The sequence below is a fragment of the Pseudomonas fluorescens genome, from assembly GCF_002022275.1.
GTDB classification, from domain to species: Bacteria; Pseudomonadota; Gammaproteobacteria; order Pseudomonadales; family Pseudomonadaceae; genus Aquipseudomonas; species Aquipseudomonas fluorescens_AJ.
This window is the reverse complement of record NZ_MSDF01000014.1, coordinates 258,396-281,424: the sequence shown is the minus strand read 5'-3', so window position 1 is coordinate 281,424 and position 23,029 is coordinate 258,396. Positions and strand designations below refer to the sequence as shown.

Annotated in this window: 21 protein-coding genes; 10 read left to right on the top strand and 11 right to left on the bottom strand. The window is 60.8% G+C overall.

What is annotated here, in order from left to right; genetic code table 11:
- The first annotated feature begins 8 nt into the window (after window positions 1–8).
- From BFW87_RS09495 to BFW87_RS09475, 5 genes are all read left to right on the top strand, one after another.
- On the top strand, window positions 9–1,022 hold the full coding sequence (locus BFW87_RS09495; RefSeq protein WP_078739603.1) for a putative 2-aminoethylphosphonate ABC transporter substrate-binding protein: 1,014 nt from the start codon (window positions 9–11) through the stop codon (window positions 1,020–1,022).
- 122 nt (window positions 1,023–1,144) lie between these two features.
- Window positions 1,145–2,275, top strand: a complete 1,131-nt coding sequence (locus tag BFW87_RS09490; RefSeq protein WP_078739602.1) for a TIGR03364 family FAD-dependent oxidoreductase — start codon at window positions 1,145–1,147, stop codon at window positions 2,273–2,275.
- A complete protein-coding gene (locus tag BFW87_RS09485; protein ID WP_078739601.1) occupies window positions 2,272–2,832 on the top strand; it encodes a phosphonate degradation HD-domain oxygenase in 561 nt (186 codons plus the stop codon). The genes BFW87_RS09490 and BFW87_RS09485 overlap by 4 nt, the downstream gene beginning before the upstream one ends.
- 97 nt (window positions 2,833–2,929) lie before the next feature.
- Window positions 2,930–3,460: a hypothetical protein gene (locus tag BFW87_RS09480; RefSeq protein ID WP_078739600.1), complete on the top strand. Its 531-nt coding sequence runs from the start codon at window positions 2,930–2,932 to the stop codon at window positions 3,458–3,460.
- A 362-nt stretch (window positions 3,461–3,822) separates the two neighbouring features.
- Window positions 3,823–4,215, top strand: coding sequence for a hypothetical protein (locus tag BFW87_RS09475; protein ID WP_254865873.1), 393 nt, complete (start codon window positions 3,823–3,825; stop codon window positions 4,213–4,215).
- A gap of 5 nt (window positions 4,216–4,220) precedes the next feature.
- Here BFW87_RS09475 and BFW87_RS09470 read toward each other — a convergent pair whose 3' ends face one another.
- Window positions 4,221–5,588, bottom strand: coding sequence for a DUF3482 domain-containing protein (locus tag BFW87_RS09470; RefSeq protein ID WP_078739599.1), 1,368 nt, complete (start codon window positions 5,586–5,588; stop codon window positions 4,221–4,223).
- Window positions 5,581–6,960, bottom strand: a complete 1,380-nt coding sequence (locus BFW87_RS09465; protein ID WP_078739598.1) for a DUF2868 domain-containing protein — start codon at window positions 6,958–6,960, stop codon at window positions 5,581–5,583. Before BFW87_RS09465 ends, BFW87_RS09470 begins: the two co-directional genes overlap by 8 nt.
- A 69-nt stretch (window positions 6,961–7,029) precedes the next feature.
- Here BFW87_RS09465 and BFW87_RS09460 point away from each other — a divergent pair, with 69 nt between their 5' ends.
- On the top strand, window positions 7,030–7,542 hold the full coding sequence (locus BFW87_RS09460; RefSeq protein ID WP_078739597.1) for a dihydrofolate reductase: 513 nt from the start codon (window positions 7,030–7,032) through the stop codon (window positions 7,540–7,542).
- Window positions 7,543–7,638: 96 nt separating this feature from the next.
- Here BFW87_RS09460 and BFW87_RS09455 read toward each other — a convergent pair whose 3' ends face one another.
- On the bottom strand, window positions 7,639–9,030 hold the full coding sequence (locus BFW87_RS09455; protein WP_078739596.1) for an L-cystine transporter: 1,392 nt from the start codon (window positions 9,028–9,030) through the stop codon (window positions 7,639–7,641).
- 242 nt (window positions 9,031–9,272) lie between these two features.
- Here BFW87_RS09455 and BFW87_RS09450 point away from each other — a divergent pair, with 242 nt between their 5' ends.
- Complete coding sequence (locus BFW87_RS09450; protein ID WP_078739595.1) at window positions 9,273–10,331, top strand: phosphorylcholine phosphatase; 1,059 nt, start codon at window positions 9,273–9,275, stop codon at window positions 10,329–10,331.
- Window positions 10,332–10,589: 258 nt separating this feature from the next.
- Here the strand turns inward: BFW87_RS09450 and ilvD are convergent, their stop codons facing one another.
- From ilvD to BFW87_RS09435, 3 genes are all read right to left on the bottom strand, one after another.
- Window positions 10,590–12,431, bottom strand: a complete 1,842-nt coding sequence (gene ilvD / locus BFW87_RS09445) for a dihydroxy-acid dehydratase (protein ID WP_078739594.1) — start codon at window positions 12,429–12,431, stop codon at window positions 10,590–10,592.
- Window positions 12,432–12,680: 249 nt separating this feature from the next.
- Window positions 12,681–13,841, bottom strand: a complete 1,161-nt coding sequence (locus BFW87_RS09440; RefSeq protein ID WP_078739593.1) for an MFS transporter — start codon at window positions 13,839–13,841, stop codon at window positions 12,681–12,683.
- Window positions 13,842–14,079: 238 nt separating this feature from the next.
- A complete protein-coding gene (locus tag BFW87_RS09435; protein WP_003213799.1) occupies window positions 14,080–15,276 on the bottom strand; it encodes a class I SAM-dependent rRNA methyltransferase in 1,197 nt (398 codons plus the stop codon).
- A 279-nt stretch (window positions 15,277–15,555) separates the two neighbouring features.
- On the opposite strand from BFW87_RS09435, the gene BFW87_RS09430 reads away from it, so the two are divergent.
- On the top strand, window positions 15,556–16,368 hold the full coding sequence (locus BFW87_RS09430) for an HDOD domain-containing protein (RefSeq protein WP_176159733.1): 813 nt from the start codon (window positions 15,556–15,558) through the stop codon (window positions 16,366–16,368).
- A 21-nt stretch (window positions 16,369–16,389) separates the two neighbouring features.
- Window positions 16,390–17,202: a bifunctional DNA-formamidopyrimidine glycosylase/DNA-(apurinic or apyrimidinic site) lyase gene (mutM, locus tag BFW87_RS09425; protein WP_078739591.1), complete on the top strand. Its 813-nt coding sequence runs from the start codon at window positions 16,390–16,392 to the stop codon at window positions 17,200–17,202.
- Between the two features lie 121 nt (window positions 17,203–17,323).
- Here mutM and BFW87_RS09420 read toward each other — a convergent pair whose 3' ends face one another.
- The 5 genes from BFW87_RS09420 to BFW87_RS09400 form a co-directional block, all read right to left on the bottom strand.
- Window positions 17,324–17,575 (bottom strand): YfhL family 4Fe-4S dicluster ferredoxin, encoded by a 252-nt coding sequence (locus BFW87_RS09420; RefSeq protein ID WP_078739590.1) that lies wholly within the window; start codon window positions 17,573–17,575, stop codon window positions 17,324–17,326.
- A 290-nt stretch (window positions 17,576–17,865) separates the two neighbouring features.
- On the bottom strand, window positions 17,866–18,345 hold the full coding sequence (gene coaD, locus BFW87_RS09415) for a pantetheine-phosphate adenylyltransferase (RefSeq protein WP_003195136.1): 480 nt from the start codon (window positions 18,343–18,345) through the stop codon (window positions 17,866–17,868).
- A 114-nt stretch (window positions 18,346–18,459) separates the two neighbouring features.
- Window positions 18,460–20,055, bottom strand: a complete 1,596-nt coding sequence (locus tag BFW87_RS09410; protein ID WP_078739589.1) for a GMC family oxidoreductase — start codon at window positions 20,053–20,055, stop codon at window positions 18,460–18,462.
- Window positions 20,056–20,186: 131 nt separating this feature from the next.
- The gene (locus tag BFW87_RS09405; RefSeq protein ID WP_078739588.1) at window positions 20,187–20,732 is read right to left on the bottom strand and encodes a twin-arginine translocation pathway signal protein; all 546 of its coding nucleotides are present in this window, start codon (window positions 20,730–20,732) and stop codon (window positions 20,187–20,189) included.
- 28 nt (window positions 20,733–20,760) lie between these two features.
- Entirely contained in the window at window positions 20,761–22,188 is a 1,428-nt protein-coding gene (locus BFW87_RS09400) for a coniferyl aldehyde dehydrogenase (protein ID WP_078739587.1), read from the bottom strand.
- A 146-nt stretch (window positions 22,189–22,334) separates the two neighbouring features.
- On the opposite strand from BFW87_RS09400, the gene BFW87_RS09395 reads away from it, so the two are divergent.
- Window positions 22,335–23,006, top strand: coding sequence for a TetR/AcrR family transcriptional regulator (locus BFW87_RS09395; RefSeq protein WP_078739586.1), 672 nt, complete (start codon window positions 22,335–22,337; stop codon window positions 23,004–23,006).
- The last annotated feature ends 23 nt before the right edge of the window (window positions 23,007–23,029 follow it).

The window sequence follows — 23,029 nt, the reverse complement described above, 5'->3', positions numbered from 1 at the left end:
GGTGTTCCATGTTCAAGCCCCTGGCGCTGGTCGCTGCGGTACTCACTGCATTCAGCCTGAATGCCTTCGCCAAGACCGAGTTGACCGTGTACACGGCCCTCGAAGCCGAGCAGTTGAAGACCTACAAGCAGGCCTTCGAAAAGGCTAACCCCGACGTCGAGATCAAGTGGGTGCGCGACTCCACTGGCATCATCACGGCCAAGCTGCTCGCCGAAAAAGACCGCCCGCAAGCCGACGTGGTCTGGGGCCTGGCCGCGTCCAGTCTGGCGATCCTTGACCAGCAAGGCATGCTCGATAACTACGCGCCCAAAGACCTGGACAAGATCGGCAAAAACTACCGCGACGCCGCCAACCCACCGGCCTGGGTCGGCATGGACGTGTGGGCCGCAACTATTTGCTTCAACACCGTCGAAGCCGAGAAACAAGGCCTGACCAAGCCCGTGAGCTGGCAAGACCTGACCAAGCCTGAGTACAAGGGCAAGATCGTGATGCCCAACCCGGCCTCGTCCGGCACCGGTTTCCTCGACGTCAGCGCCTGGCTGCAAACCTTCGGCGAGAAGCAGGGCTGGCAGTACATGGACGACCTGCACCAGAACATCGGCCAGTACGTTCACTCCGGCTCCAAGCCGTGCAAGCTGGCGGCGTCGGGTGAGTTCCCGATTGGTATTTCCTTCGAATACCCGGCCGTGCAGTTGAAGCGCCAAGGCGCGCCGCTGGACATCATCCTGCCAAAAGAAGGCCTGGGTTGGGACATTGAAGCCACCGCCGTGATCAAGGGCACCGCCCATGCTGATGCAGCGAAAAAGCTCGCCGACTTCTCTGCAAGCCCTGCTGCGATGGAACTGTACAAAGACAACTTTGCCGTCCTCGCCCAGCCGGGTATCGCCAAGCCGCAGACCGAATTGCCGGCTGACTACGAGCAGCGTCTGATCAAGAACGACTTTGCCTGGGCGTCGAAGAACCGCGACAGCATTCTGACTGAGTGGCGCAAGCGCTATGACGGCAAGTCGGAGAAACAGTAACCGATCGTTCCCACGCTCTGCGTGGGAATGCCGCCCCGGACGCTCTGCGTCCGCTCTTGGAATCGTGACGCGGAGCGTCACCCGATGCATTCCCACGCGGAGCGTGGGAACGAGAGGACTGCATGAGTAGTGATCTGTTAATTGTAGGCGCCGGCATCCTCGGCCTCTCGCACGCTTTTGCGGCCGCCAAACGCGGCCTCAAGGTCAAGGTCTTCGAACGCAGCGCCACGCCGTTGGGCGCCTCGGTGCGCAATTTCGGCCAGGCGCTGGTCACCGGCCAACCTCCGGGGCCGATGCTTGACCTGGCGCGCGAAAGCCGCGAGATCTGGGGCCACTGGGCGCACGTCGCGGGTCTGCAACTCAAGCGCAACGGCGCGTACCTGTTCGCCCGCACCGAGGCCGAAGAACACTTGCTGGAAGCCTTCTGCACCGGGCGCGCGCAACAGCACGGCTACAACGTCGAGTTGCTGCAAGGCGCGGCGATGAAGGATCTGTATGGCGGCCAGTTCCGCCATCACCGCGCGGCGCTGCATGGCAAGGACGATCAGCAGCTGTATTCGCGCGAAGCGATTCCGGCGTTGATCAACTACCTGGCGCAGGAACTGAACGTGGAGTTTCACTTCTCCACCCTGGTACGCGACGTCGAGCCCGGCCAGCTTCACAGCACGGCGGGCAGCTTTCGCGGCGAGCAGATCATTGTCTGCTCTGGCCACGACTATCAAACCCTGCTGGCGGAATCGATCGCCGAGCTCAATCCGAGCATCTGCCGCCTGCAAATGCTGCGGGCCCGGCCTGCTATCAATCTGAACCTGCAACATGCCTTGCTGACGGGGTTGAGTTGCGTGCATTACGGCGCCTTCGCCGACCTGCCGGAAGCCGCGCCAGTGCAGGCGCAGATCCTGCGCGATGCACCGCACCTGCACGAACACGGCATTCACCTGCTGATCAGCCCGACGCCTCATGGCGAACTGATCATCGGCGATTCCCACGACTACGGCAGCGATGCCTCGCCCTTCAATGCCGAGCAAGTCGATGACTGGATGATCGAGCTGGCCGAGCAGACGCTGGGGTGCAAGATCCAGGTGGTGGAGCGTTGGCAGGGCGTTTATGGCTCACGCGGGCCGGGGCCCTTTTCCTTTCTGCGCGCGGCGCCGGGGGTGAGCGCGGCCTTGATGCACACCGGCGTTGGCATGAGCGTGGGGCCGGCGATGGCCGAACGAAATATCACAACGTTGTGGGGAGAAGCGCGATGAACCCGGAACAGGCAATTGCCGACGTCTTCGGCTTGTATGAACAGCACGGCAAGGCCGATTACATCGGCGAGCCCGTGTCGCAGATCGAGCACATGTCCCAGGCCGCGCAGCTGGCAATGGCTGAAGGCTTTGATGATGAAGTGGTGCTGGCGGCGTTTTTTCACGACATCGGGCATATCTGCGGCCAGGGCGGCGAGAACATGGGCGGCTATGGCGTGGTCAGCCATGAACGGCTGGGCGCGGATTACCTGCGTCGCGCAGGCTTCAGCGAACGCATGGCCAAACTGGTGGAGTATCACGTGCAAGCCAAGCGCTACCTGACCTTCAGCCAACCCGACTACTACGCGCGCCTGAGCGAAGCCAGCCGTCGAACACTGGGTTATCAGGGCGGCGTGATGAGCGCCGAGGAAGCCCACGCGTTTGAACAGGACCCGCTGTGCGCCGTGAGTTTGCGCATGCGCCACTGGGACGAGCAGGCCAAGGAAATGCACGTGCCGGTGCTCGACCTTGACGTGCTCAAGCTCAAGGCCCGGCAACTGCTGGTGTTGCCTTCATGAGATCGGCGCGATTCTGACCTAAGAGAGCGACGTGGCACATGGAATAGGCGCTACCTTACTCAGTAAGGTGCTCCCTTTGACTAAGGGAGTTGGACCGATGCGTTATTTGAAAGTCGTTGTGAAGGATCAGAGCTCCAATACTCAAGCGGATACCGTAAGCCTGTATTTTGTTCAACGCGCTCCTGAACTGCCGGATGAGATGGTACGTACAGCGACGGCCGTAGACGTGACGGCGGATGGTCTTGTGGATTTTCAAATCACTGGCGACATTGATGGCAATGGAGTTTCAGGCGAGTTGGACAGGAAATTGCTCAGGAATTTTGCTAACGCTGTATTGAAGTTGAGTTGGCTCAGCCGACCCGTCATGTCGTACCGTTCGATCAATATCTATGTGAGCCGCTTCAATACAGCGACCAAACCTGTGGAAATTCGCCTGGATTTCTATCAGAACGAGAAACCAATGATCAGCAAGGACAAGCTGATGTTCAGTGCGACCGCTTGCGACCCTACTGGCAGAGGCGTCATAGCGCTGGACGATGAAGCGCTTGCACCGGATTTGTTTGATACGGTGGATCGACAGGCCTTGCAGCGCATGATTGAGGAGTACTTAAGGTTCAATTGGCGCTAGTCGTTGCGCTTTCAGAGTTCATTGGCCAGATGTTCTATCAGCGTCTGTGCTCGGCTCTGGGCTGTAGATCCGCGTATGCATCACTGGGGTGACCAGGCCAGAAAATACAGGTATCGGTGCTTGAACGGCAGATGCTCAAGGCTACGTTTAAACGGCTACTAGCTGTTTAGATTAGCCTTACGACTAAGGCGGACTCGCCGTCTGGAGGCGGCGCACCCATGCCGTTAAGGTGCTTGTTTCTTACCTTAAGGAGTAACACTGATGCGCTACTTGAAAGCTACCGCCCAAAGCAAGGACTGCAAGGTGCCTGCTGATACGGTCATTCTGCAGTTTTACCAGCATCATGGCGACTGCCCGGAGTGATGACGCATGAATTTATCGGGGTGGACACTAACGCAGATGGCAAGATCGACGACCTGAGGCCGGGAGCTGTTGAGCCTGCAGCGTTGGACCTGGATAAACGCCAGCTTGAGGTATTCGCCAATAGCTTCTTGAAGCTCAACTGGTTTAACGCAGGTGGCCACTGTCAGCGTGCGCTGACTTTCTATGTCGATCACTACGCAAAAAGCGGACGGCCGAACGCGGTCAAGTTGGACTTCCATGAGAGCGCAGCACAAGACGGTGACAGTGACGGCGTGCTGGAGTCGTTTACCAACACGGATGTCGACCGCAACGGAGTCGCCGATAAGGCTGACAGAGAACTGATCCGCTCGCTATGCACGGCTTTTCTCGCCTTGGCATGGTACGAGCAGTAACTGCCTCACACCTCGTCCAATCGTTCTGACAATGCCTCGACCTGCTCCTGGCGCTCGGCTTGGCTGAGCTTGGCGTGGGGGTTTAGTGACGACCATTGCGGATGGGCGCGGGCTTTATGCAGCGCGTCCGGCAATTTACCTTCGCGCCAGGTTTTGTCCTGGGGCGTGTCGACCTTGATGCTGTGCAGCGCTGCGTGGCCCCGCAGGTTCAGGGCCTTGAGCAGCTGGCGCTGGCGCAGGGCGAGCAGGCGCAGCACGCTGTCGTCCACGGTCAGTTCGCGTTGGCCCTTGATCTTGCCGAGCAAGCGGCTGCCATAGCTGCGCGCGGTTTGCAGTGCGCCACCCGCAATCGCGCCGGCCAGTGCGGCGGCACCGAGGGTCAGCCCGCCGACCAATAAATCCACGCCTGCACCGGCCGCTGCGCCTGCGGCGATCCCGCCGCCGACGCGCACGCCAAGTTGCTTGAGGGTTTCGGGGTTGAACAGGTCGTCGCCCCAGCGCCCGTCGAGCAAGGGCAAGTCGCTGGCGGCGGCGTCCTGTGGGCGGAAGCCGAACAGCTTGAGCAGGGCCTCCACGCATTTTTGTTCGCGTTGGCGCACGGCTTTACGCAGATCGCCGATGGCCTGTTGCTCGTCTTCGGTGACTACGCTGCGGCGACAGGCGGCGCAGTCGATCAGCAGTTCGGCAATCAGCCGCGCCGCGCTTTGTTGGCGGGCCTGGCGTTGGGCTTCTTGGTCGAGGATCAGCCGTTCCAACTGCGGCCGCGCGTTTTCCAACAACAGCGCGAGGCTTTCGTACAGCCGCCGTTCGCCGTCTTCCGGTGGTGCCACGCTGTCAAAACGCACCAGTGCATGCAGGCCAAGACGGGCCAGGGCTTCGCGCCAGTCCGGCTCGCGATGGTCGCTACTGCTGACGAAGTTGAGTACGGGTAACAGCGGCTTGCCGCAACTGGCGAGTACTTGCAGCTCGTCGCGGTACTTGGCCAGCACGGGTTCGCGGGCGTCGATCACGTAGAGGCCGGCGTCGGACGCCAGCAGTTGGCGCAGCACTTTGGCTTCCTGTTCGAAACGCTGGCGGGCTTCGCTGCCCTCCAGAAAACGCGCCAGTCGGGCCGGGCCATCGAGGCGTTCGCCGGGTCGGTCCAGGCGTTCCAAATAGTCGAGCAAGGCGATGGCATCTTCGAGGCCGGGCGTGTCGTACAGCTCCAGCAAGGCTTCGCCGTCCACCGACAAGCGCGCGCCTTCCACATGCCGCGTGGTGCTGGGCCGATGGGAGACTTCGCCGAAGCCCACATCGCGGGTCAGCGTGCGCAGCAGCGAGGTTTTGCCGACATTGGTGTGGCCGACCACGGCGAGTTTCAGCGGTTTAGTCATGACCGGTCTCCAGCCAATTCAGCGGCACGCAGTCGGCGAAGGGCAGTTCCAGCTGTTGCAGTGCGGTGTGCCAGTCGCCGAGGCGTTCGGCGTCCAGCGCCTGGCCGGGTGGCGCTTGCAGCAGCCACACGCGGGTGGCGGTGGCGCTGCGCGCGAGTTCGGCGACCAGCGCCAGGCTGCCACGGTCCGGCGAACGGCGCGGGTCGCAGGCGATGGCCAGGCGCGCGGGCGGAAAGCGGGTGAGTTGTTCCAGCAGTTTGTTGCGTGATTCGCGGCTGTCGAGGATGCCGGCGTTTTTCACGCTGGCGGGCAGTTTGGGCGGCCATGGGTGCTGGTCGTCGAGTTCGATGGCGACCAGCAGCGCGCCGTCACTTTCCAGTTCGCTGACACCGCCGGTTACAGGGTGCAACTGTTCGGGCGCGGCATCGTTGACGCCAAGGCGCTCGCTGCTGGGCATCAAACGTTCGCGCAGCTGGCTGTAGCCCGGCAGGTTCAGGTCCAGGCGTAAGGCTGCGCGCCCGCGTTTCCAGCGCCACAGGCACAGCAGGGCGAGAATCAACCGTGGCAGCAGGCCGTAGACCAGCAGCACGCCGACCAGCCACGCGGCCCAGGCCTGGCGCGCGCTTTCGATATTCAGGGCGGAATCGCCGCTGGCGCGGATCATTTCGACTGTCGGCACATTGAAGCCCAGCAAGGCGGGCAGGCTGCCGAGGGTTTTGGTGACGGCAACGAATGTATCGGCGCCGAGGATGGTGGTTTCCCACACGAAGCCGTAGCGGCGGGTGGCGAGCAATGTGAGCAGAATTACCATGGCACTGAGCAAGGCCAGCAGCCACAGGCTGTTGACCAGCACGCCCACGGCCCAGCGGTTGAGTTTCTGACGCTGCAACAACAGCAACAGCGCGGGCGCCAACTGCGCGGCCTTGGCGTCGCGGGCGAGCTTTTCACTGAGCCATAACCACAGCCGCCCCAGGCTGGCGCTGTGTTCCCCGGCAAACAGCAGGCCCAGCGCCCAGCTGACCAGCAGGATCAGGTTCAAGCCGAGCAGACTGCCTAGCGCCCAGAACACATTCACCGGCGTCAGGCCATTGCCCAAGGCGGCAAAGGCCAGCCCGGCGCCGCTGACCACCGCGACGATCGCCAGTAACACCAATGCCAGACGCGCGCCTTGCAGCCAGCGGGTGAGTGCGGCGGTCAGGCCGTCGCGCTCGGACAGGTGCAGGGCGCGGTGCTGGATGCGCGTTGGCAAGTCGCCGCCGGCCGTGCGGGCCAGGCGGTTGGCTTCCAGGTCTTCCAGAAGGCCTGCGTGTTCTTCACGCAGGCGCACGGTTTCTGTCAGCCAGAGTTTGTGCAGGGGGTTCAGTGCAGTCACGCGCCATCCTGTTGAGCAAGTGAGCCTGGAGCATAACCGCTGACTCGCGGCTCTGGTATTCTCGTCGCCATGAAAAAAACTCTCCCTTTAAGCCTGATCGCAGCCCTCGGTGAAAACCGTGTGATCGGCGTCGACAACAGCATGCCCTGGCATTTGCCGGGGGATTTCAAATATTTCAAGGCCACCACGCTCGGCAAGCCGATCATCATGGGGCGCAAGACCTGGGATTCCCTCGGCCGACCGTTGCCGGGGCGTTTGAACCTGGTGGTTAGCCGTCAGACCGATCTTGTGCTTGAAGGTGCGGAAGTTTTTCCGTCACTGGAGGCGGCGGTCGAGCGCGCCGAAGAGTGGGCGCTGGCGCAAGGCGTGGATGAGCTGATGCTGATCGGCGGTGCGCAATTGTATGCGCAGGGGCTGGAGCAGGCGGATCGCTTGTATTTGACGCGGGTAGCGTTGAGTCCGGAGGGGGACGCGTGGTTTCCGGAGTTTGATCGGGGCCAGTGGAAGTTGGTGTCGAATGTTGAAAACCCGGCTGAGGGCGATAAGCCGGCGTACAACTTTGAGGTTTGGGAAAAGGCCTAAGAGCATCGCAGGCAAGCCAGCTCCCACAGTTGACCGAGTTTTTCTGAAGAAACCGGATCAACCTGTGGGAGCTGGCTTGCCTGCGATAGCGATCTATCAGGCCTGCGCTAATTCGGCATGCTCATCGGCATCCAGCAACGCTTTATCCGTCTGCCCCATGACCTGGCTGGTAATCGCGCCCGCCGTCATCGAACCATTCACGTTCAACGCCGTACGGCCCATATCAATCAGCGGCTCCACCGAAATCAGCAGCGCCACCAGTGACACCGGCAAACCCATCGCCGGCAGCACGATCAGCGCGGCAAACGTCGCACCACCGCCCACGCCCGCCACACCGGCCGAACTCAAGGTCACAATCGCCACCAGCGTCGCGATCCACAGCGGGTCCAGCGGGTTGATGCCGACGGTCGGCGCAACCATCACCGCCAACATCGCAGGGTAGAGACCGGCGCATCCGTTCTGGCCAATGGTCGCGCCAAACGAAGCGGCAAAACCGGCGATGGAGTGTGGAATGCCCAGACGGCGGGTCTGCGCTTCGATGCTCAGCGGGATCGCCGCCGCGCTGGAGCGGCTGGTGAAGGCAAAGGTCAGCACCGGCCACACCTTGCGGAAGAAGCGCAGCGGGTTGATCCCGGCCAGCGACAGCAGCAGGCCGTGCACCACGAACATCAGGCCCAACGCCAGGTACGACACCACCACAAAACTGCCAAGCTTGATGATGTCTTGCAGGTTGGAACCGGCGACCACCTTGGTCATCAGCGCCAATACACCGTACGGCGTCAGCTTCATCACCAAGCGCACCAGACGCATCACCCAGGCTTGCAGGGTGTCGATGGCGTTGAGCACTTTCTGGCCTTTTTCCACGTCATCCTTGAGCAGTTGCAGTGCGGCAACCCCGAGGAACGCGGCGAAAATCACCACGCTGATGATCGACGTCGGCTTGGCGCGGGCCAGGTCGGCAAACGGGTTGGCTGGCACGAACGACAGCAGCAGCTGCGGGATATTCAGGTCGGCGACCTTGCCCGCGTAATCACTCTGGATCACTTGCAGGCGCGCCATTTCCTGAGTACCGGCCACCAAACCTTCGGCGGTGAGGCCGAACAGGTTGGTCAAGCCGATGCCGATCAGCGCTGCAATTGCGGTGGTGAACAGCAGCGTGCCGATGGTCAGGAAGCTGATCTTGCCCAGGGACGAGGCGTTATGCAGGCGCGCCACGGCGCTGAGGATCGAGGCGAATACCAGCGGGATCACGATCATTTGCAGCAGTTGCACATAGCCGTTGCCGACCAGGTCGAACCAGCCGATGGAGGCCTTGAGCACGGGGTTGCCGTCGCCGTAGATCGTGTGCAGAACGGCGCCGAACACCACGCCGAGTACGAGGGCGAACAGGACCTTCTTGGCGAGGCTCCAGTTTGTGTGACGGGTTTGTGCCAGGCCCAGCAACAGGGCCACGAACATCAATACGTTGAGAATCAGAGGCAGATTCATTGAAGCTCCATTGAGAGTGCAGCCAACCGCGTGAGCCTGCGATTGCGAACCGGAAAGCCTAACAGCTTGAAATATATTGATTTAATACCGATATGGAATGGTGACTGTCGTTTTTGGAATAAGCGTTTGACGCTCAGGCGTATGGCCGTGACGGGATCAGAACGCGTACGGTCGCGCTCGACTTGGGAACTGTCACAAGAATTTGTTAGCGTCGATGTCTTTCACTCAGGGAGAAAACGCTTATGAAGCTCGCGCCGAAATTACTAGCCGCCGCCTTCTGCCTTGGCCTCGCAGGCCAGGCCTTTGCCGCCACCGAGTTGAAGCACTGGCCGGCGCCTGCCGCCGAGCAACTGAACAAGATGATCGCCGCCAACGCCAACAAGGGCAATTTCGCGGTGTTCGACATGGACAACACCAGCTACCGCTACGACCTCGAAGAATCCTTGCTGCCCTACATGGAAAACAAGGGCCTGATCACCCGTGACACCATGGACCCCTCCCTGAAGCTGATGCCGTTCAAGGACACCGCGGACCACAAGGAAAGCCTGTTCAGCTACTACTACCGCCTGTGCGAAGTCGACGACATGGTCTGCTACCCGTGGGTCGCGCAGATTTTTTCGGGCTTCACGCTTAAGGAACTCAAGGTCCAGGTGGATGAGTTGATGGCCTCCGGCAAACCGGTCCCCGTCACCTACTTTGAAGGCGACGTGGTGAAGAAATCCGAGGTGCAGCCGCCAAAAGTCTTCACCGGCCAGGCCGAGCTGTACAACAAGCTGATGGAAAACGGCATCGAGGTGTATGTGATGACGGCCGCGTCCGAGGAATTGGTGCGCATGGTCGCGGCCGATCCGAAGTACGGTTACAACGTCAAACCCCAGAACGTTATCGGCGTGAGCACGCTGCTCAAGGACCGCAAGACCGGCGAGCTGACCACCGCGCGTAAACAGATTACCGCCGGCAAGTATGACGAGAAGGCCAACCTTGGTCTGGAACTGACCCCGTACCTGTGGACCCCGGCGACGTGGATGGCGGGCAAACACGCGGCAATCCTGACCTACATCGACGAATGGAAGAAACCAGTGATCGTGGGTGGCGACACGCCGACCAGCGATGGTTACATGCTGTTCCACGATGTGGACGTGGCCAAGGGCGGCATTCACTTGTGGGTCAACCGCAAGGACAAGTACATGACGCAGCTGAACGGCATGATGGCCAAGCACGCAGCTGCGCAAGCTAAAGAAGGTCTGCCGGTGACGGCGGACAAGAACTGGGTGATCGTGAAGCCGGAGGAGATTCAGTAAGACCGAGTCGCCTGCTTCGCGAGCAAGCCCGCTCCCACATTCGACCGCATTCTCAAGTGGGAACTCGGTCAACTGTGGGAGCGGGCTTGCTCGCGAAGGCGGTGTGTCAGGCAATACATGGGTCGGCTGGCCCACCGCTATCGCAGGCAAGTCGAATCGTCGCACCGCAGCTCCCACAGTTGATCTTCAGTGTATGGGGGATTTTCTCCAGGCAAAAAAATGCCCCGCACCTGGCGGGGCATTTTTTATGGGCGAGGCTTACAGGCCGTCGAGCATCGCTTTGTTACGCACAGCACCCTTGTCGGCGCTGGTCGCCAGCAGGGCGTAGGCTTTCAACGCGGTCGTCACTTTACGCGGACGCTTTTCAACCGGTTTCCAGCCTTTCTTGTCCTGCTCAACCCGGCGTGCCGCGAGTTCTTCATCGCTGATCAACAGGTTGATCGAGCGGTTCGGAATGTCGATCAGCACCTTGTCGCCGTCCTGCACCAGGCCAATCGCGCCGCCGGCAGCGGCTTCTGGCGAAGCGTGGCCGATGGACAGGCCCGAGGTGCCGCCGGAGAAACGGCCATCGGTGAGCAAGGCGCAGGCTTTGCCCAGGCCTTTGGATTTCAGGTAGGACGTGGGGTAGAGCATCTCCTGCATACCCGGGCCGCCTTTCGGGCCTTCGTAGCGGATGATCACGATGTCGCCTTCTTTCACTTCGTCGGCGAGGATGCCACGCACCGAGCTGTCCTGGCTTTCGTAGATCTTGGCGCGGCCTTCGAAGACGTGGATCGACTCATCCACACCGGCGGTTTTCACCACGCAGCCGTCGAGGGCGATGTTGCCGTACAGCACGGCCAGGCCGCCTTCTTGCGAGTAGGCGTGCTCGACACTGCGGATGCAGCCGTTTTCACGGTCGTCGTCCAGGGTTTCATAGCGGGTCGACTGGCTGAACGCGGTTTGTGTCGGAATGCCCGCCGGGCCTGCCCTGAAGAAGGTGTGCACGGCTTCGTCGTCAGTCTGGGTGATGTCCCACTTGGCGATGCCTTCGGCGACGGTCTTGCTGTGCACGGTCGGCAGGTCGGTGTGCAGCAGGCCGCCACGGGCCAGGGAGCCCAGGATCGAGAAGATCCCGCCAGCGCGGTGCACGTCTTCCATGTGGTACTTCTGGATGTTCGGCGCGACTTTGCACAGTTGCGGCACGTGACGGGACAGACGGTCGATGTCGCGCAGGTCGAAATCGATCTCGGCTTCCTGGGCAGCAGCCAGCAAGTGCAGGATGGTGTTGGTGGAACCGCCCATGGCGATGTCCAGGGTCATGGCGTTTTCGAACGCCTTGAAGTTGGCGATGTTGCGCGGCAACACCGACTCATCGTTGTCATGGTAGTAGCGCTTGCACAGCTCGACGATGGTGCGGCCAGCCTGCAGGAACAGCTGCTCGCGGTCGCTGTGGGTGGCGAGCGTTGAGCCGTTGCCCGGCAACGCCAGGCCCAGGGCTTCGACCAGGCAGTTCATCGAGTTGGCGGTAAACATGCCGGAGCACGAACCGCAGGTAGGGCAGGCGCTGCGCTCGTATTCCGCGACCTTCTCGTCAGAAGCGCTGGAATCGGCGGCGATCACCATGGCATCGACCAGGTCGAGGCCGTGGCTGGCAAGTTTGGTCTTGCCGGCTTCCATCGGGCCGCCGGAGACGAAGATCACCGGGACGTTCAGGCGCAGGGCGGCCATCAGCATGCCGGGGGTGATCTTGTCGCAGTTGGAAATGCACACGATGGCGTCGGCGCAGTGGGCGTTGACCATGTATTCCACGGAGTCGGCGATGATCTCGCGGCTCGGCAGGGAATACAGCATGCCGTCATGGCCCATGGCGATGCCGTCGTCCACGGCGATGGTGTTGAATTCTTTGGCTACACCGCCGGCGCGTTCGATTTCGCGGGCGACCAGTTGGCCCAGGTCCTTGAGGTGGACGTGGCCCGGTACGAACTGGGTAAATGAGTTGGCAATCGCGATGATCGGCTTTTTGAAGTCGTCATCTTTCATTCCCGTGGCACGCCACAGTGCGCGCGCGCCGGCCATGTTGCGGCCGTGGGTGGATGTTTTCGAACGGTAATCAGGCATTGGAGCACTCCGGGCGGCTAATCAGGTACTAAAGGTGAGTGAGCTTCTATTGACGTCTGGAACACTCAGAAATGGCCGTGTGTCCGGAAGTTGCCACTCGCGTCGCGGGATCGCCGCTTGCTTGGGCCTCGAGCTCATAAACCCGCCGGGGGATGACTGGCGATGAATAGGCCGATTCTACACCGCTGGCGGCTGGAGGGAATGGCCGCCGGTGTGAAGATAATGCTTACGAGGCGTGCGGCCGGGGCATCAGCGACTGACCCGAGCATTGGTGACCCAGCCCCACAGGCTCAAAACCACGAAACTGATGGCGATAGTCATCAGCAAGTGGCCGCCAGTCTGCGCCAGGGCGGCGCTACCGACGGCGGCGGTGAGGAACATGATGCTGTTGCCTGCCGATGCTGCCGTGCCCGCGCTGCTGGAGAACAGCAGCATTGCCGCAGATATCGCGGCAGGTCGAACCAGCGTTACGGCCAGGGCGCTGATCAGCATCGGGATCAGCAGGGTCACGGTGGTGATGGCCTCGAAGCTGATGATCAGCGTTAACAGCACGCCGGCAATGAGCAGCAAGCCGAGGCCGAGGTTGATCTGCCGGGACAGCGAGATGCGTTTTTGCAAGTACGAGGCAGCCACGCCGCCGAGCAGGTAGGCCATGCCGTACACCATCAGCACCAAGGCGTACTGGTATTCGGACAGCTTCAAGGCATCCATGAAAATCAGCGGTGTCACGCTGATCAGCGCGAAATAACAGGCGAATACCAGCGCGGCGATCCACCAGTAGCGCAGAAAGTCTCGATTTCGTGCGACGGCCTTGAGCGTGCCGAAGATCGACACAGGCGCCCGATGCGGGCTGGCGGATTTGGACGGCAGAATGCACAGCGCATGGATCAGCATCCCCAACGCCATCAGCGCAAAGCCGTAGAAACTGCCGTGCCAGTCGAAGGTGGTTTGCAGCCAGGAGCCGATCAGCGGGGACAGCGCCACAAACGAACCGCTCAGGGTCATGTAATAGAGGCGAGCGCGGGCGCGGTCTTGTTCGTCGAACAAGTCTTCGACCAGTGCGTGGCCCAGCACAAAGAAACCGCAGCCCATGGCCTGGACGCTGCGAAACAGCAGGAAGGTCAGGTAGTCCGTCGACAGTGCGCAACCGATGGCGCCCAGGATCGACAGGGTGATGCAGCCGATCAGGACTTCTTTGCGCCCCCACTTATCCGATAACGGACCGGCGATCAGTTGGGATATCGAGAAGACCAGTGTGAACAGGCTGATGGAGAGCGCGATATCGGCTGTAGGCGTGTCGAACCTGGCCGCCAGGGCGGGAAACGACGGCAGCAGAATATTGATCGGGAAAAAGCTGATCAGGGAAATGCAGGTGATGAGGATGAAGCGAGAGAGGTGGGGCCCAGACATTGTTTTTGTTTTCCGGAGTCATTCCAGAGACGAATACTAGTCTGCGAAAAATGGAATTCAATCAGAAAATGTTTTGTGAACTGTCTCCACTTGCATGGCTTGCGGGAATATTTCTGACACAGCACAAATGAATGTGGGAGCTGGCTTGCCTGCGATAGCGGTGTATCAGCCAATGCATCATCGACTGATCCTCCGCCATCGCAGGCAAGCCAGCTCCCACCTTTGGGCAGTGTGTTACTTAGCTATTCGGCAACAACCGGCACGTAATGCTCTTGATGTACCGCGTCTCGGCAATCGCCGGGTGCACCGGGTGATCCGGGCCCTGGCCGCCGCGTTCGAGCATCTGGATATTGCGGTCCAGGTGGCGGGCGCTGGTCAGCAGGATGTTTTGCAGGTCGTCTTCGGGCAAGTGCATGGAGCACGAGGCGCTGACGAGGATGCCGTCTTTGCTGAGCAGGCGCATGGCTTGCTCGTTCAGGCGGCGGTAGGCGCCTTCGCCGTTTTTCATGTCTTTTTTGCGTTTGATGAAGGCCGGTGGGTCGGCGACGATCACGTCGAAACGCTCTTCGCTGGCTTTCAGTTCTTTCAGCGCTTCGAAGACGTCGCCTTCGATGCAGGTCATTTTCTCGGCCACGCCGTTCAGCGCCGCGTTGCGCTCAACGCCGTCGAGGGCGAAGGCGGAGGCGTCGACGCAGAACACTTCACTGGCGCCGAAGGCCGCTGCTTGCACGCCCCAGCCGCCGATGTAGCTGTACAGGTCGAGCACGCGTTTGCCTTTGGCATACGGGGCCAGGCGTGCGCGGTTCATGCGGTGGTCGTAGAACCAGCCGGTCTTCTGGCCCTGGATCACCGGGGCTTCGAATTTCACGCCGTTTTCTTCCAGTGCAACCCATTCCGGCACCAGGCCGAACACGGTTTCGACGTAGCGGTTGAGGCCTTCGGCGTCACGCGCGGCGGAGTCGTTCTTGAACAGGATGCCGCTTGGCTTGAGCACTTGGGTCAGTGCAGCAATCACGTCTTCTTTGTGCGCTTCCATGGTCGCCGAAGCGATCTGCACCACGAGGATGTCGCCGAAACGGTCGACCACCAGGCCTGGCAACAGGTCGGAGTCGCCGTAGACCAGGCGGTAGAACGGCTTGTCGAACAGGCGATCACGCAGGGACAGGGCCACATTGATGCGGTGCACCAGCAGCGACTTGTCCAGCGGCAGCTTGATGTCGCGCGACAGCAGGCGGGCGCAGATCAGGTTGTTCGGGCTCATGGCCACGATGCCCAGGGTCTTGCCGCCGGCTGCTTCCAGGATGGCCTGGTCGCCTGCCTGAAAGCCGTGAAGTGGGGTGGCGGCCACGTCGATTTCGTTGCTGTAGACCCACAGGTGGCCGTTGCGCAAACGACGATCGGCGTTGGCTTTGAGACGCAGGCTTGGCAGGGACATGACGTCGCTCCGGAAAAAAGAGCGGGAGTATACCTGTTGCGCACCGATTCATGTGGGAGCTGGCTTGCTTGCGATGCAGACGGCCCGGTGTATCTGACGTACGGTGGTGATGCAATCGCAGGCAAGCCAGCTCCCACATTTGATCAAGTGTCGGCTCAGTTTTTTGAGGTGTCAGTCAGCTTCCCATAGAGGGTAGAATTCGCGCTTAGCCCAGAGTGTGTACTTATGTCCCAAGAGCTTTCTCCCGAACAGATCCAGCAGGCCCTGCAAGGCATCAGCGTGCCGCCCCAGCCGCAAATCATGGTGGATTTGCAGATGGAGCAGTACATGCCCGACCCGGACCTGGAGGTGATTGCGCGGTTGATCTCTCAGGACCCGGGCCTGTCCGGCGCACTGCTGAAGATCGTCAACTCGTCGTATTTCGGCCTGAGCAACAAAATCGCCTCGATCCAGCGCGCGGTGAACCTGCTGGGCAGCCGTTCGATCATCAACCTGATCAACGCGCTGTCGATCAAGGGCGAGATGAGCGACGACACCATCGTCACCCTCAATCGCTTCTGGGACACCGCCCAGGACGTGGCCATGACCTGCCTGACCCTGGCCAAGCGCACCGGCTCGCAAACAGTCGACGAAGCCTATGCTTTGGGGCTGTTCCACGATTGCGGCGTGCCGCTGATGCTCAAGCGCTTCCCCAATTACATGGCGGTGCTGGAAGAGGCTTATGCCAATGCCGGCCCGGATTGCCGCGTGGTCGACACCGAGAACAACGCGTTCAACACCAACCATGCCGTGGTCGGCTACTACACCGCCAAGTCTTGGCGCCTGCCGGAGCACGTGACCGACGCCATCGCCAACCACCACAACGCCCTGGCGATTTTCAGCGATGAGTCGTCGCGTAATCCGCAGCTTAAAAACCTGCTGGCGATCCTGAAAATGGCCGAGCACATTTGCTCGTCCTACCGCGTGCTGGGCAGCCAGACGGTGGACCATGAGTGGAATGCCATCGGCCATCTGGTGCTGGATTACGTGGGCCTGTCGGATTACGACTTTGAAAGCATGAAACTGTCGATTCGCGAGCTGGGCGCCCACTAAACCTGTCTTCTAGAGGTATGCATGCCCGAGTTACCAGAAGTCGAAACTACAAGACGCGGAATTGCGCCGCACCTGGAAGGCCAGCGCGTCAGCCGCGTGGTGGTGCGGGAACGGCGCCTGCGCTGGCCGATTCCGGAGGACCTGGATGTGCGCCTGTCCGGGCAACGCATTGTGCTGGTGGAGCGACGGGCCAAATACCTGCTGATCAATGCTGAGGTGGGCACCTTGATCAGCCATTTGGGCATGTCGGGCAATTTGCGCCTGGTGGAAGTCGGGTCTCCCGCGCTCAAGCATGAGCATGTGGACATTGAGCTCGAATCCGGCCTGGCCCTGCGCTACACCGACCCGCGGCGTTTTGGCGCGATGCTTTGGAGCCAGGACCCGCACAACCACGAATTGTTGATTCGCCTGGGGCCGGAGCCGTTGACCGACCTGTTTGATGGCGAGCGCCTGTTCAAGCTGTCCCGTGGGCGTTCGATGGCGGTGAAGCCGTTCATCATGGACAACGCGGTGGTGGTGGGCGTGGGCAATATCTATGCGACAGAAGCGTTGTTTGCGGCGGGAATTGATCCGCGCCGCGAAGCGGGCGGTATTTCCCGGGCGCGTTATCTAAAGCTGGCGATTGAGATCAAACGCATCCTGGCGGCGGCTATCGAGCGGGGCGGTACGACGTTGCGCGACTTTATCGGCGGGGATGGGCAGCCGGGGTATTTCCAGCAGGAGTTGTTCGTCTACGGCCGGGGCGGCGAGGCGTGCAAGGTCTGCGGGACGGAGTTGCGCAATGTGGTGCTGGGGCAGCGGGCGAGTGTGTTTTGCCCCAAGTGCCAGAGCTGATGCTGTGTGATGGCTGATACCGCAATCGCAGGCAAGCCAGCTCCCACACTTGAAGGTATTCACAAATCCAAATGTGGGAGCTGGCTTGCCTGCGATGAGGCCCTTAAGGCAATAAAAAACTTCAAGCCTTGCCGGTAATCAACCGGTACTTGGCCATCAACTGCTCTTCCGATTCCGGATGCGCTTCATCCAGCGGAATGCAATCCACCGGGCACACCTGCTGGCACTGTGGTTCGTCATAGTGGCCGACACACTGGGTGCACAGGTTGGGGTCGATCACGTAGATCTCTTCGCCCTGGGAAATCGCGGCGTTCGGGCACTCGGGTTCGCAGACGTCGCAATTGATGCAATCGTCGGTGATGATCAGGGACATGGAAACTCCTGCCAGGGCTGTCAGCCAAGGCATCTGAAAACTAATGCGCGCAATTGTGCCGCATTGGCGCCCGCAGTGCGAGTGCACATGACCTGTGGCAAATTAACCTGTGGCGAGCGGGCTTGTTGTGGCGAGCGGGCTTGCCCCGCGTTGGGCTGCGTAGCGGCCCCTATTCAAAGCACCGCGCAGTGTCAGGCAGAACCGAATCGTCTGATTTTAGGGCTGCTGCGCAGCCCAACGCAGGGCAAGCCTGCTCGCCACAACAAGCCACAGCTCGTTCTTACGGCAAATCACTTCTTGAATCGAAGCGTCAGCGCATCGGCTACAGCCGGGTGCACAAACTTGGTGATATCTCCGCCCAAAGCGGCGATTTCACGGACCAACGTCGAGGAAATGAACGAATAACGTTCCGACGGCGTGAGGAACAGGCTTTCCACGTCCGGCGCCAGTTGGCGGTTCATGTTGGCCAGCTGGAATTCGTATTCGAAGTCCGACACCGCACGCAGGCCACGCAGGAACACATTGGCGTTCTGCTCTTTGGCGAAGTGTGCCAGCAAGGTCGAAAAGCCCACCACTTCCACGTTGGGCAGGTGCTTGGTGACCTCTTGCGCCAGCTCTACGCGCTGTTCCAGGGGGAACAGCGGGTTTTTCTTGGGGCTGGCGGCGACCGCGATGATCACATGGTCGAACAAGCGCGAGGCGCGTTCGACCAGATCGCCATGGCCTTTGGTAATCGGGTCGAAGGTACCTGGGTACAACACTCGGTTCATCGCGTCGTCCTGGCGGAGTCCGTTGGGGAACCGGATGGTATCGCAGCCATCCCGGTCGGCCAAGTCAACTTACGCATAAGAAAGCCGTATAGACACCGTGAATAGCCGGTTTTTTCACGCTGTTTTCAGACGTTCGGCCAACGCTGTCGCCAGTTGCGCGGTCAACCCGTACACCGACAATTGCGGGTTAGCCCCAATGCTGGTGGGGAATAACGAGCCATCGTGGATCGACAAATTGCGCAGTTGATGGTGGCGACCGAGGCTGTCGGCGACTGCATTTTTCGGATCCTCACCCATCGCACAACCGCCCATCACATGGGCGCTGCCCAGCGCCGTGCGGTGCAATTCCAGGCTCAAGCCGTCAATCATGCTTTTGGCCTCGGCCAGGGTGGTCACGTAACGCGCATCGTGATGCAGCGGCTTGACTGACTTGGCGCCTGCCGCGAACTGAATTTCGGCCATGGTATGAAAGGCCCGGCGCAGGCCGTCCCAAGCGTAGTCCGAGACCTGATAATCCAGCACCGGCGTGCCGTCCCCGCGCAACTCCACGGTGCCGCCGGGGCTGTCGGGGTGAAAGCCGTCGCGCAGCAACGCGAGCATGGCGTGGGTATGGGGCAGTTGGCTCATCTCCAGCGCGTTTTGCGTGCCGTAGCCGCCAAACAGGGTGCTGGCCAAGCCTGGGTGTAAGGGAGGCGCCTCCAGCTTGTAGGACATTTTGCCGGTGGTGCCGTCCTGCCATTGGAAATGGTCGGAATAGATCGACTGCGGCGCGCCGTAGAACGGGTTGATCACCTCGTCGAACAGCCCGGCGGAGAAGTTCACCAGGTGCAAAAAGGTGCGTTTGCCCAGCCGTGAATGCGGGTCGGGGGCATCCGAGCGCATCAGCAATGCCGGGCTGTTGATGCCGCCGCCCGAGAGTACGTAGTGCTTGGCCTTCACCGTGATCTTGCGACCGGTCGGCGCTACGCAGCGCTCGTCCATCGCCACGCATTCGAGGCTGCTGATCGTGTCGCCGCTGTATTTAAGGTGTTCGGCGCGGGCCAGGTAGAGCAATTCGCCACCCTTTTCCAGAGTCGATGGAATGGTGGTCACCAGCATCGACTGCTTGGCGTTGACCGGGCAGCCCATGCCGCAATACCCCAGGTTGAAGCAGCCACGCACATTGCGCGGGATCACATGCCAGCTGTAGCCGAGTTTTTCGCAGCCTTTGCGGATCACATCATTGTTGGCGTTCGGCGGTATGGCCCAGGGCGCGATGCCCAGGCGTTGTTCCATCTTCTCGAACCACGGCGCCATCTCGGCGCTGCTGTGGCCCTTCACCGCGTATTCGCTGGCCCAGTGGGCGAGGGTGGCGTCGGGCGTGCGAAAGCTCGATGTCCAGTTGATCAGCGTGGTGCCGCCCACCGCCCGGCCCTGCAGGATGGTAATCGCGCCGTCCTTGCTCATGCGGCCGATGCCTTCCTGATACAGGCTGGCGTAGGCCTCGTCTTCGAGCAGTTTGAAGTCGCTGCTGGTCTTGAGTGGGCCTTCTTCGATCAGCAGGACCTTGTAGCCGGCGGCGCTGAGGATTTCGGCCGTGGTGCCGCCACCGGCGCCGCTGCCGATGATTGCAACGTCGGCTTCCAGGGTCAGGTCGCTGTTCAAGGCGGCGCCATTGTGGGTTTTCCAGCCACGGGCCAGGCCGTCGCGGAACAGATCGGGTACGGGCATGGGGTTGCTCTCTTGTTGTTCTGTACGAAGTTGCAATCAATGTGGGAGCTGGCTTGCCTGCGATAGCGATGTTGGATTCACGACCGCTATCGCAGGCAAGCCAGCTCCCACAGTTGATTGAGTTATCAGGGCTAGATCTTGGGTGGCCCGGGATAGCCGCAATGCGCCCACGACGCAGGGCGGAAGTACCAGGCCATGATCACCAGCTTGAGCAGCGAGCCCTGGCCCATGCGCAGCAGGTTGAGGTAGCTGTTTTCCCAGCGGTGCAGGAAGTTGCGGATTTGATCGGCGCTGGCGTTTTCCCAGCCGCCCCAGATGCCGGTCAACGGGCCTCGGGTAATGCCCATGCTCAACACGTCGAACAGTTGCTGGGTGAGCTTGAACATCTCCGGCGACAGGTGCTGCAGGCTGTAGTCGAGCTTTTTCAGGGTGTCTTCAATGCCGGCGACCACGTCCTCGGCGCTGGCCGCGCCTTCGAGCAGCACCGGGATTACGGCGCGTAAAAACGGCAGGTCGCTGCTGCGCAGCATGGCAAAACCGCTGGCCGGGGTGCTGCTGGAGCAACCGCTGAGGCTCGCGCCCAGCCCGGCGGTGGCCAGGAAAGCGCTGGCGCACAGGCCGATTTTCAAAACGCCGCGCCGCGATAGTGCAGGGGAATCAGTCAGGCTGGGGTTCATTGTTTTTATTGTCCCGTGAGTGGCGCTATCAGCGGATAAACAGCTTCTGGATCAACTTCTGGATGGATTTGCCGTAAGGCGGGTAAATCAACTTCGCCGCGTTCAAGCGCTGCTTGACCAATACGCCTTTGGCTTTGCTGAATGTCAGAAACCCTTCGTGCCCGTGGTAATGCCCCATCCCGGAGGGGCCGATACCGCCAAACGGCATATCGTCCTGCGCTACGTGCAGCAACGTGTCGTTCAGGCACACGCCGCCGGAATGGGTCTCGTGAAGCACGCGGTTCTGCTCGCCCTTGTTGTAGCCGAAGTAGTAAAGAGCCAGTGGGCGCGGACGCTCGTTGACGTAGGCAAACGCCTGATCAAGTCCGCGATACGGCACGACCGGCAGCAGAGGGCCAAAGATTTCGTCCTGCATCACGGTCATCTCGTCGCTGACGTTCAGCAGCAGGCTGTGGGCCATGCGCCGGTCTTGGCCCTTGTCGTACAGGGGGATCAGGGTCGCGCCCTTGTCAGTGGCGTCCTTGACGTAGCTGTTGAGCCGCGCCAGTTGTCGCTCGTTGATGATGGCGGTGTAGTCCGGGTTGTCCGCCAGCGTCGGATAAAACCCGCGAACCGCCTGGGTGTAGGCTTCGACGAAGCCTTCAACGCGCTCTTCCGGCACCAGCACGTAGTCCGGGGCCACGCAGGTTTGCCCGGCGTTCAACGCTTTACCAAAGGCGATACGCTCGGCTGCGTCCTTGAGCGGCACGTCGGCGGAAACAATGGCCGGCGATTTACCGCCTAGTTCCAGCGTCACGGGCGTGAGGTGTTCTGCGGCGGCGCGCATCACATGCTTGCCGATGCTGGTGGCGCCGGTAAACAACAGGTGATCGAAGCGTAATTTGGAAAACGCCATGCCCACTTCGGCTTCGCCCAGCACCACGCATACTAGGTCTTCAGGGAAGACCTTCGCCAGCAATGCCTTGAGCAGCTCCCCGGTTGCGGGCGTGGATTCGCTGAGCTTGAGCATCACCCGGTTACCGGCGGCGAGGGCGCCGACCAACGGGCCAATGGCCAAATACAGCGGGTAGTTCCAGGGCACGATCACCCCGACCACGCCCAGCGGTTGGTAAATGACTTTCGCCGAGGCGGGCTGGAAGGCGATACCGACAGCCCGGCGGGAAGGTTTCATCCAGCCTTTGAGATGTTTGCTGGCATAGTGAATGCCATGCAAACTCGGCATAAGTTCGGCGAACAGGGTCTCATCTGCACTGCGGTGGCTGAAATCCTGGCTGATCGCGTCGATCAACGCCTGGCGCTCGTCGCTGAGCAGGTCGCGCAGGGCTTTGAGCCATTGCTGGCGCTGTGCGGCGGGCGGCATCGGGTTGGCGGCATAGGCGCGGCGTTGGGCGTCGAACAGGCCCTGGAGTTGATCCAGCGCCTGGGAATCTTGCAGGTAGGCAACGTTGGCAGACATGGCGCAGTTCCCGATTGTTATAGGTCTGCCTGGATTTTTAGAGTCATTACTCTAAATTGTCAAATGTCATTGCAACAACGCGCGGATTTATCCCGTTGAGGATAGACCGTAAGATGCCTCTTCACGTGTATAGAAGCTGATCCCCTATGACATCACGAGTAAAGACCAGCGAGCGCATTGTGCAAACCAGCCTGGAGCTGTTTAACCAGCAGGGCGAGCGCAGTGTCAGCACCAACCATATCGCCGCCCACATGGAAATTTCCCCGGGCAACCTGTACTACCACTTCCCCAACAAGCAGGCGATCATCGCCGTGCTGTTTCGTGAATACGAAGCCCTGGTAGACAGTTTCCTGCGCCCGCCCCAAGGTCGCGCCGTCACCGTTGAAGACAAGCGTTTCTACTTGCAAGCCGTGCTGGCCGGTATGTGGCGCTACCGTTTCCTGCACCGCGACCTTGAACACATGCTGGAAAGCGACCCGGAACTGGCCACCGGCTACCGGCGCTTTTCCCAGCGTTGCCTGACCCAGGGTGGCGCCATTTACCAAGGGTTTGTGGATGCCGGCATCCTCAATATGGACCCGGTGCAAACCGAGGCCCTGACCCTCAACGCCTGGATCATCCTCACGTCTTGGGTGCGTTTTCTGTGCACCACCAATGAAAACTCCGCCCACTTGAGCGCCGAAGCGATCAAGCGCGGGGTGTATCAGGTGCTGGTGCTGGAGGCGGGGTTTGTCACGCCTCAGGCGAAAGAGGCGGTAGATGCCTTGTTCAAAGAGTTTTACGTGCCGTTGAACCAGGCACTGGAAGAAGTGAAGTAGGACCTTTCCCGAATCTGTTCACA

Excerpts from the sequence above, each read along its gene's own strand:
- BFW87_RS09495 (WP_078739603.1), top strand. The coding sequence starts at position 9 with ATGTTCAAGCCCCTGGCGCTGGTCGCTGCGGTACTCACTGCATTCAGC.
- BFW87_RS09490 (WP_078739602.1), top strand. The coding sequence starts at position 1,145 with ATGAGTAGTGATCTGTTAATTGTAGGCGCCGGCATCCTCGGCCTCTCG.
- BFW87_RS09485 (WP_078739601.1), top strand. The coding sequence starts at position 2,272 with ATGAACCCGGAACAGGCAATTGCCGACGTCTTCGGCTTGTATGAACAG.
- BFW87_RS09480 (WP_078739600.1), top strand. The coding sequence starts at position 2,930 with ATGCGTTATTTGAAAGTCGTTGTGAAGGATCAGAGCTCCAATACTCAA.
- BFW87_RS09475 (WP_254865873.1), top strand. The coding sequence starts at position 3,823 with ATGACGCATGAATTTATCGGGGTGGACACTAACGCAGATGGCAAGATC.
- BFW87_RS09470 (WP_078739599.1), bottom strand. The coding sequence starts at position 5,588 with ATGACTAAACCGCTGAAACTCGCCGTGGTCGGCCACACCAATGTCGGC.
- BFW87_RS09460 (WP_078739597.1), top strand. The coding sequence starts at position 7,030 with ATGAAAAAAACTCTCCCTTTAAGCCTGATCGCAGCCCTCGGTGAAAAC.
- BFW87_RS09455 (WP_078739596.1), bottom strand. The coding sequence starts at position 9,030 with ATGAATCTGCCTCTGATTCTCAACGTATTGATGTTCGTGGCCCTGTTG.
- BFW87_RS09450 (WP_078739595.1), top strand. The coding sequence starts at position 9,273 with ATGAAGCTCGCGCCGAAATTACTAGCCGCCGCCTTCTGCCTTGGCCTC.
- ilvD (WP_078739594.1), bottom strand. The coding sequence starts at position 12,431 with ATGCCTGATTACCGTTCGAAAACATCCACCCACGGCCGCAACATGGCC.
- BFW87_RS09440 (WP_078739593.1), bottom strand. The coding sequence starts at position 13,841 with ATGTCTGGGCCCCACCTCTCTCGCTTCATCCTCATCACCTGCATTTCC.
- BFW87_RS09435 (WP_003213799.1), bottom strand. The coding sequence starts at position 15,276 with ATGTCCCTGCCAAGCCTGCGTCTCAAAGCCAACGCCGATCGTCGTTTG.
- mutM (WP_078739591.1), top strand. The coding sequence starts at position 16,390 with ATGCCCGAGTTACCAGAAGTCGAAACTACAAGACGCGGAATTGCGCCG.
- BFW87_RS09420 (WP_078739590.1), bottom strand. The coding sequence starts at position 17,575 with ATGTCCCTGATCATCACCGACGATTGCATCAATTGCGACGTCTGCGAA.
- coaD (WP_003195136.1), bottom strand. The coding sequence starts at position 18,345 with ATGAACCGAGTGTTGTACCCAGGTACCTTCGACCCGATTACCAAAGGC.
- BFW87_RS09410 (WP_078739589.1), bottom strand. The coding sequence starts at position 20,055 with ATGCCCGTACCCGATCTGTTCCGCGACGGCCTGGCCCGTGGCTGGAAA.
- BFW87_RS09405 (WP_078739588.1), bottom strand. The coding sequence starts at position 20,732 with ATGAACCCCAGCCTGACTGATTCCCCTGCACTATCGCGGCGCGGCGTT.
- BFW87_RS09400 (WP_078739587.1), bottom strand. The coding sequence starts at position 22,188 with ATGTCTGCCAACGTTGCCTACCTGCAAGATTCCCAGGCGCTGGATCAA.
- BFW87_RS09395 (WP_078739586.1), top strand. The coding sequence starts at position 22,335 with ATGACATCACGAGTAAAGACCAGCGAGCGCATTGTGCAAACCAGCCTG.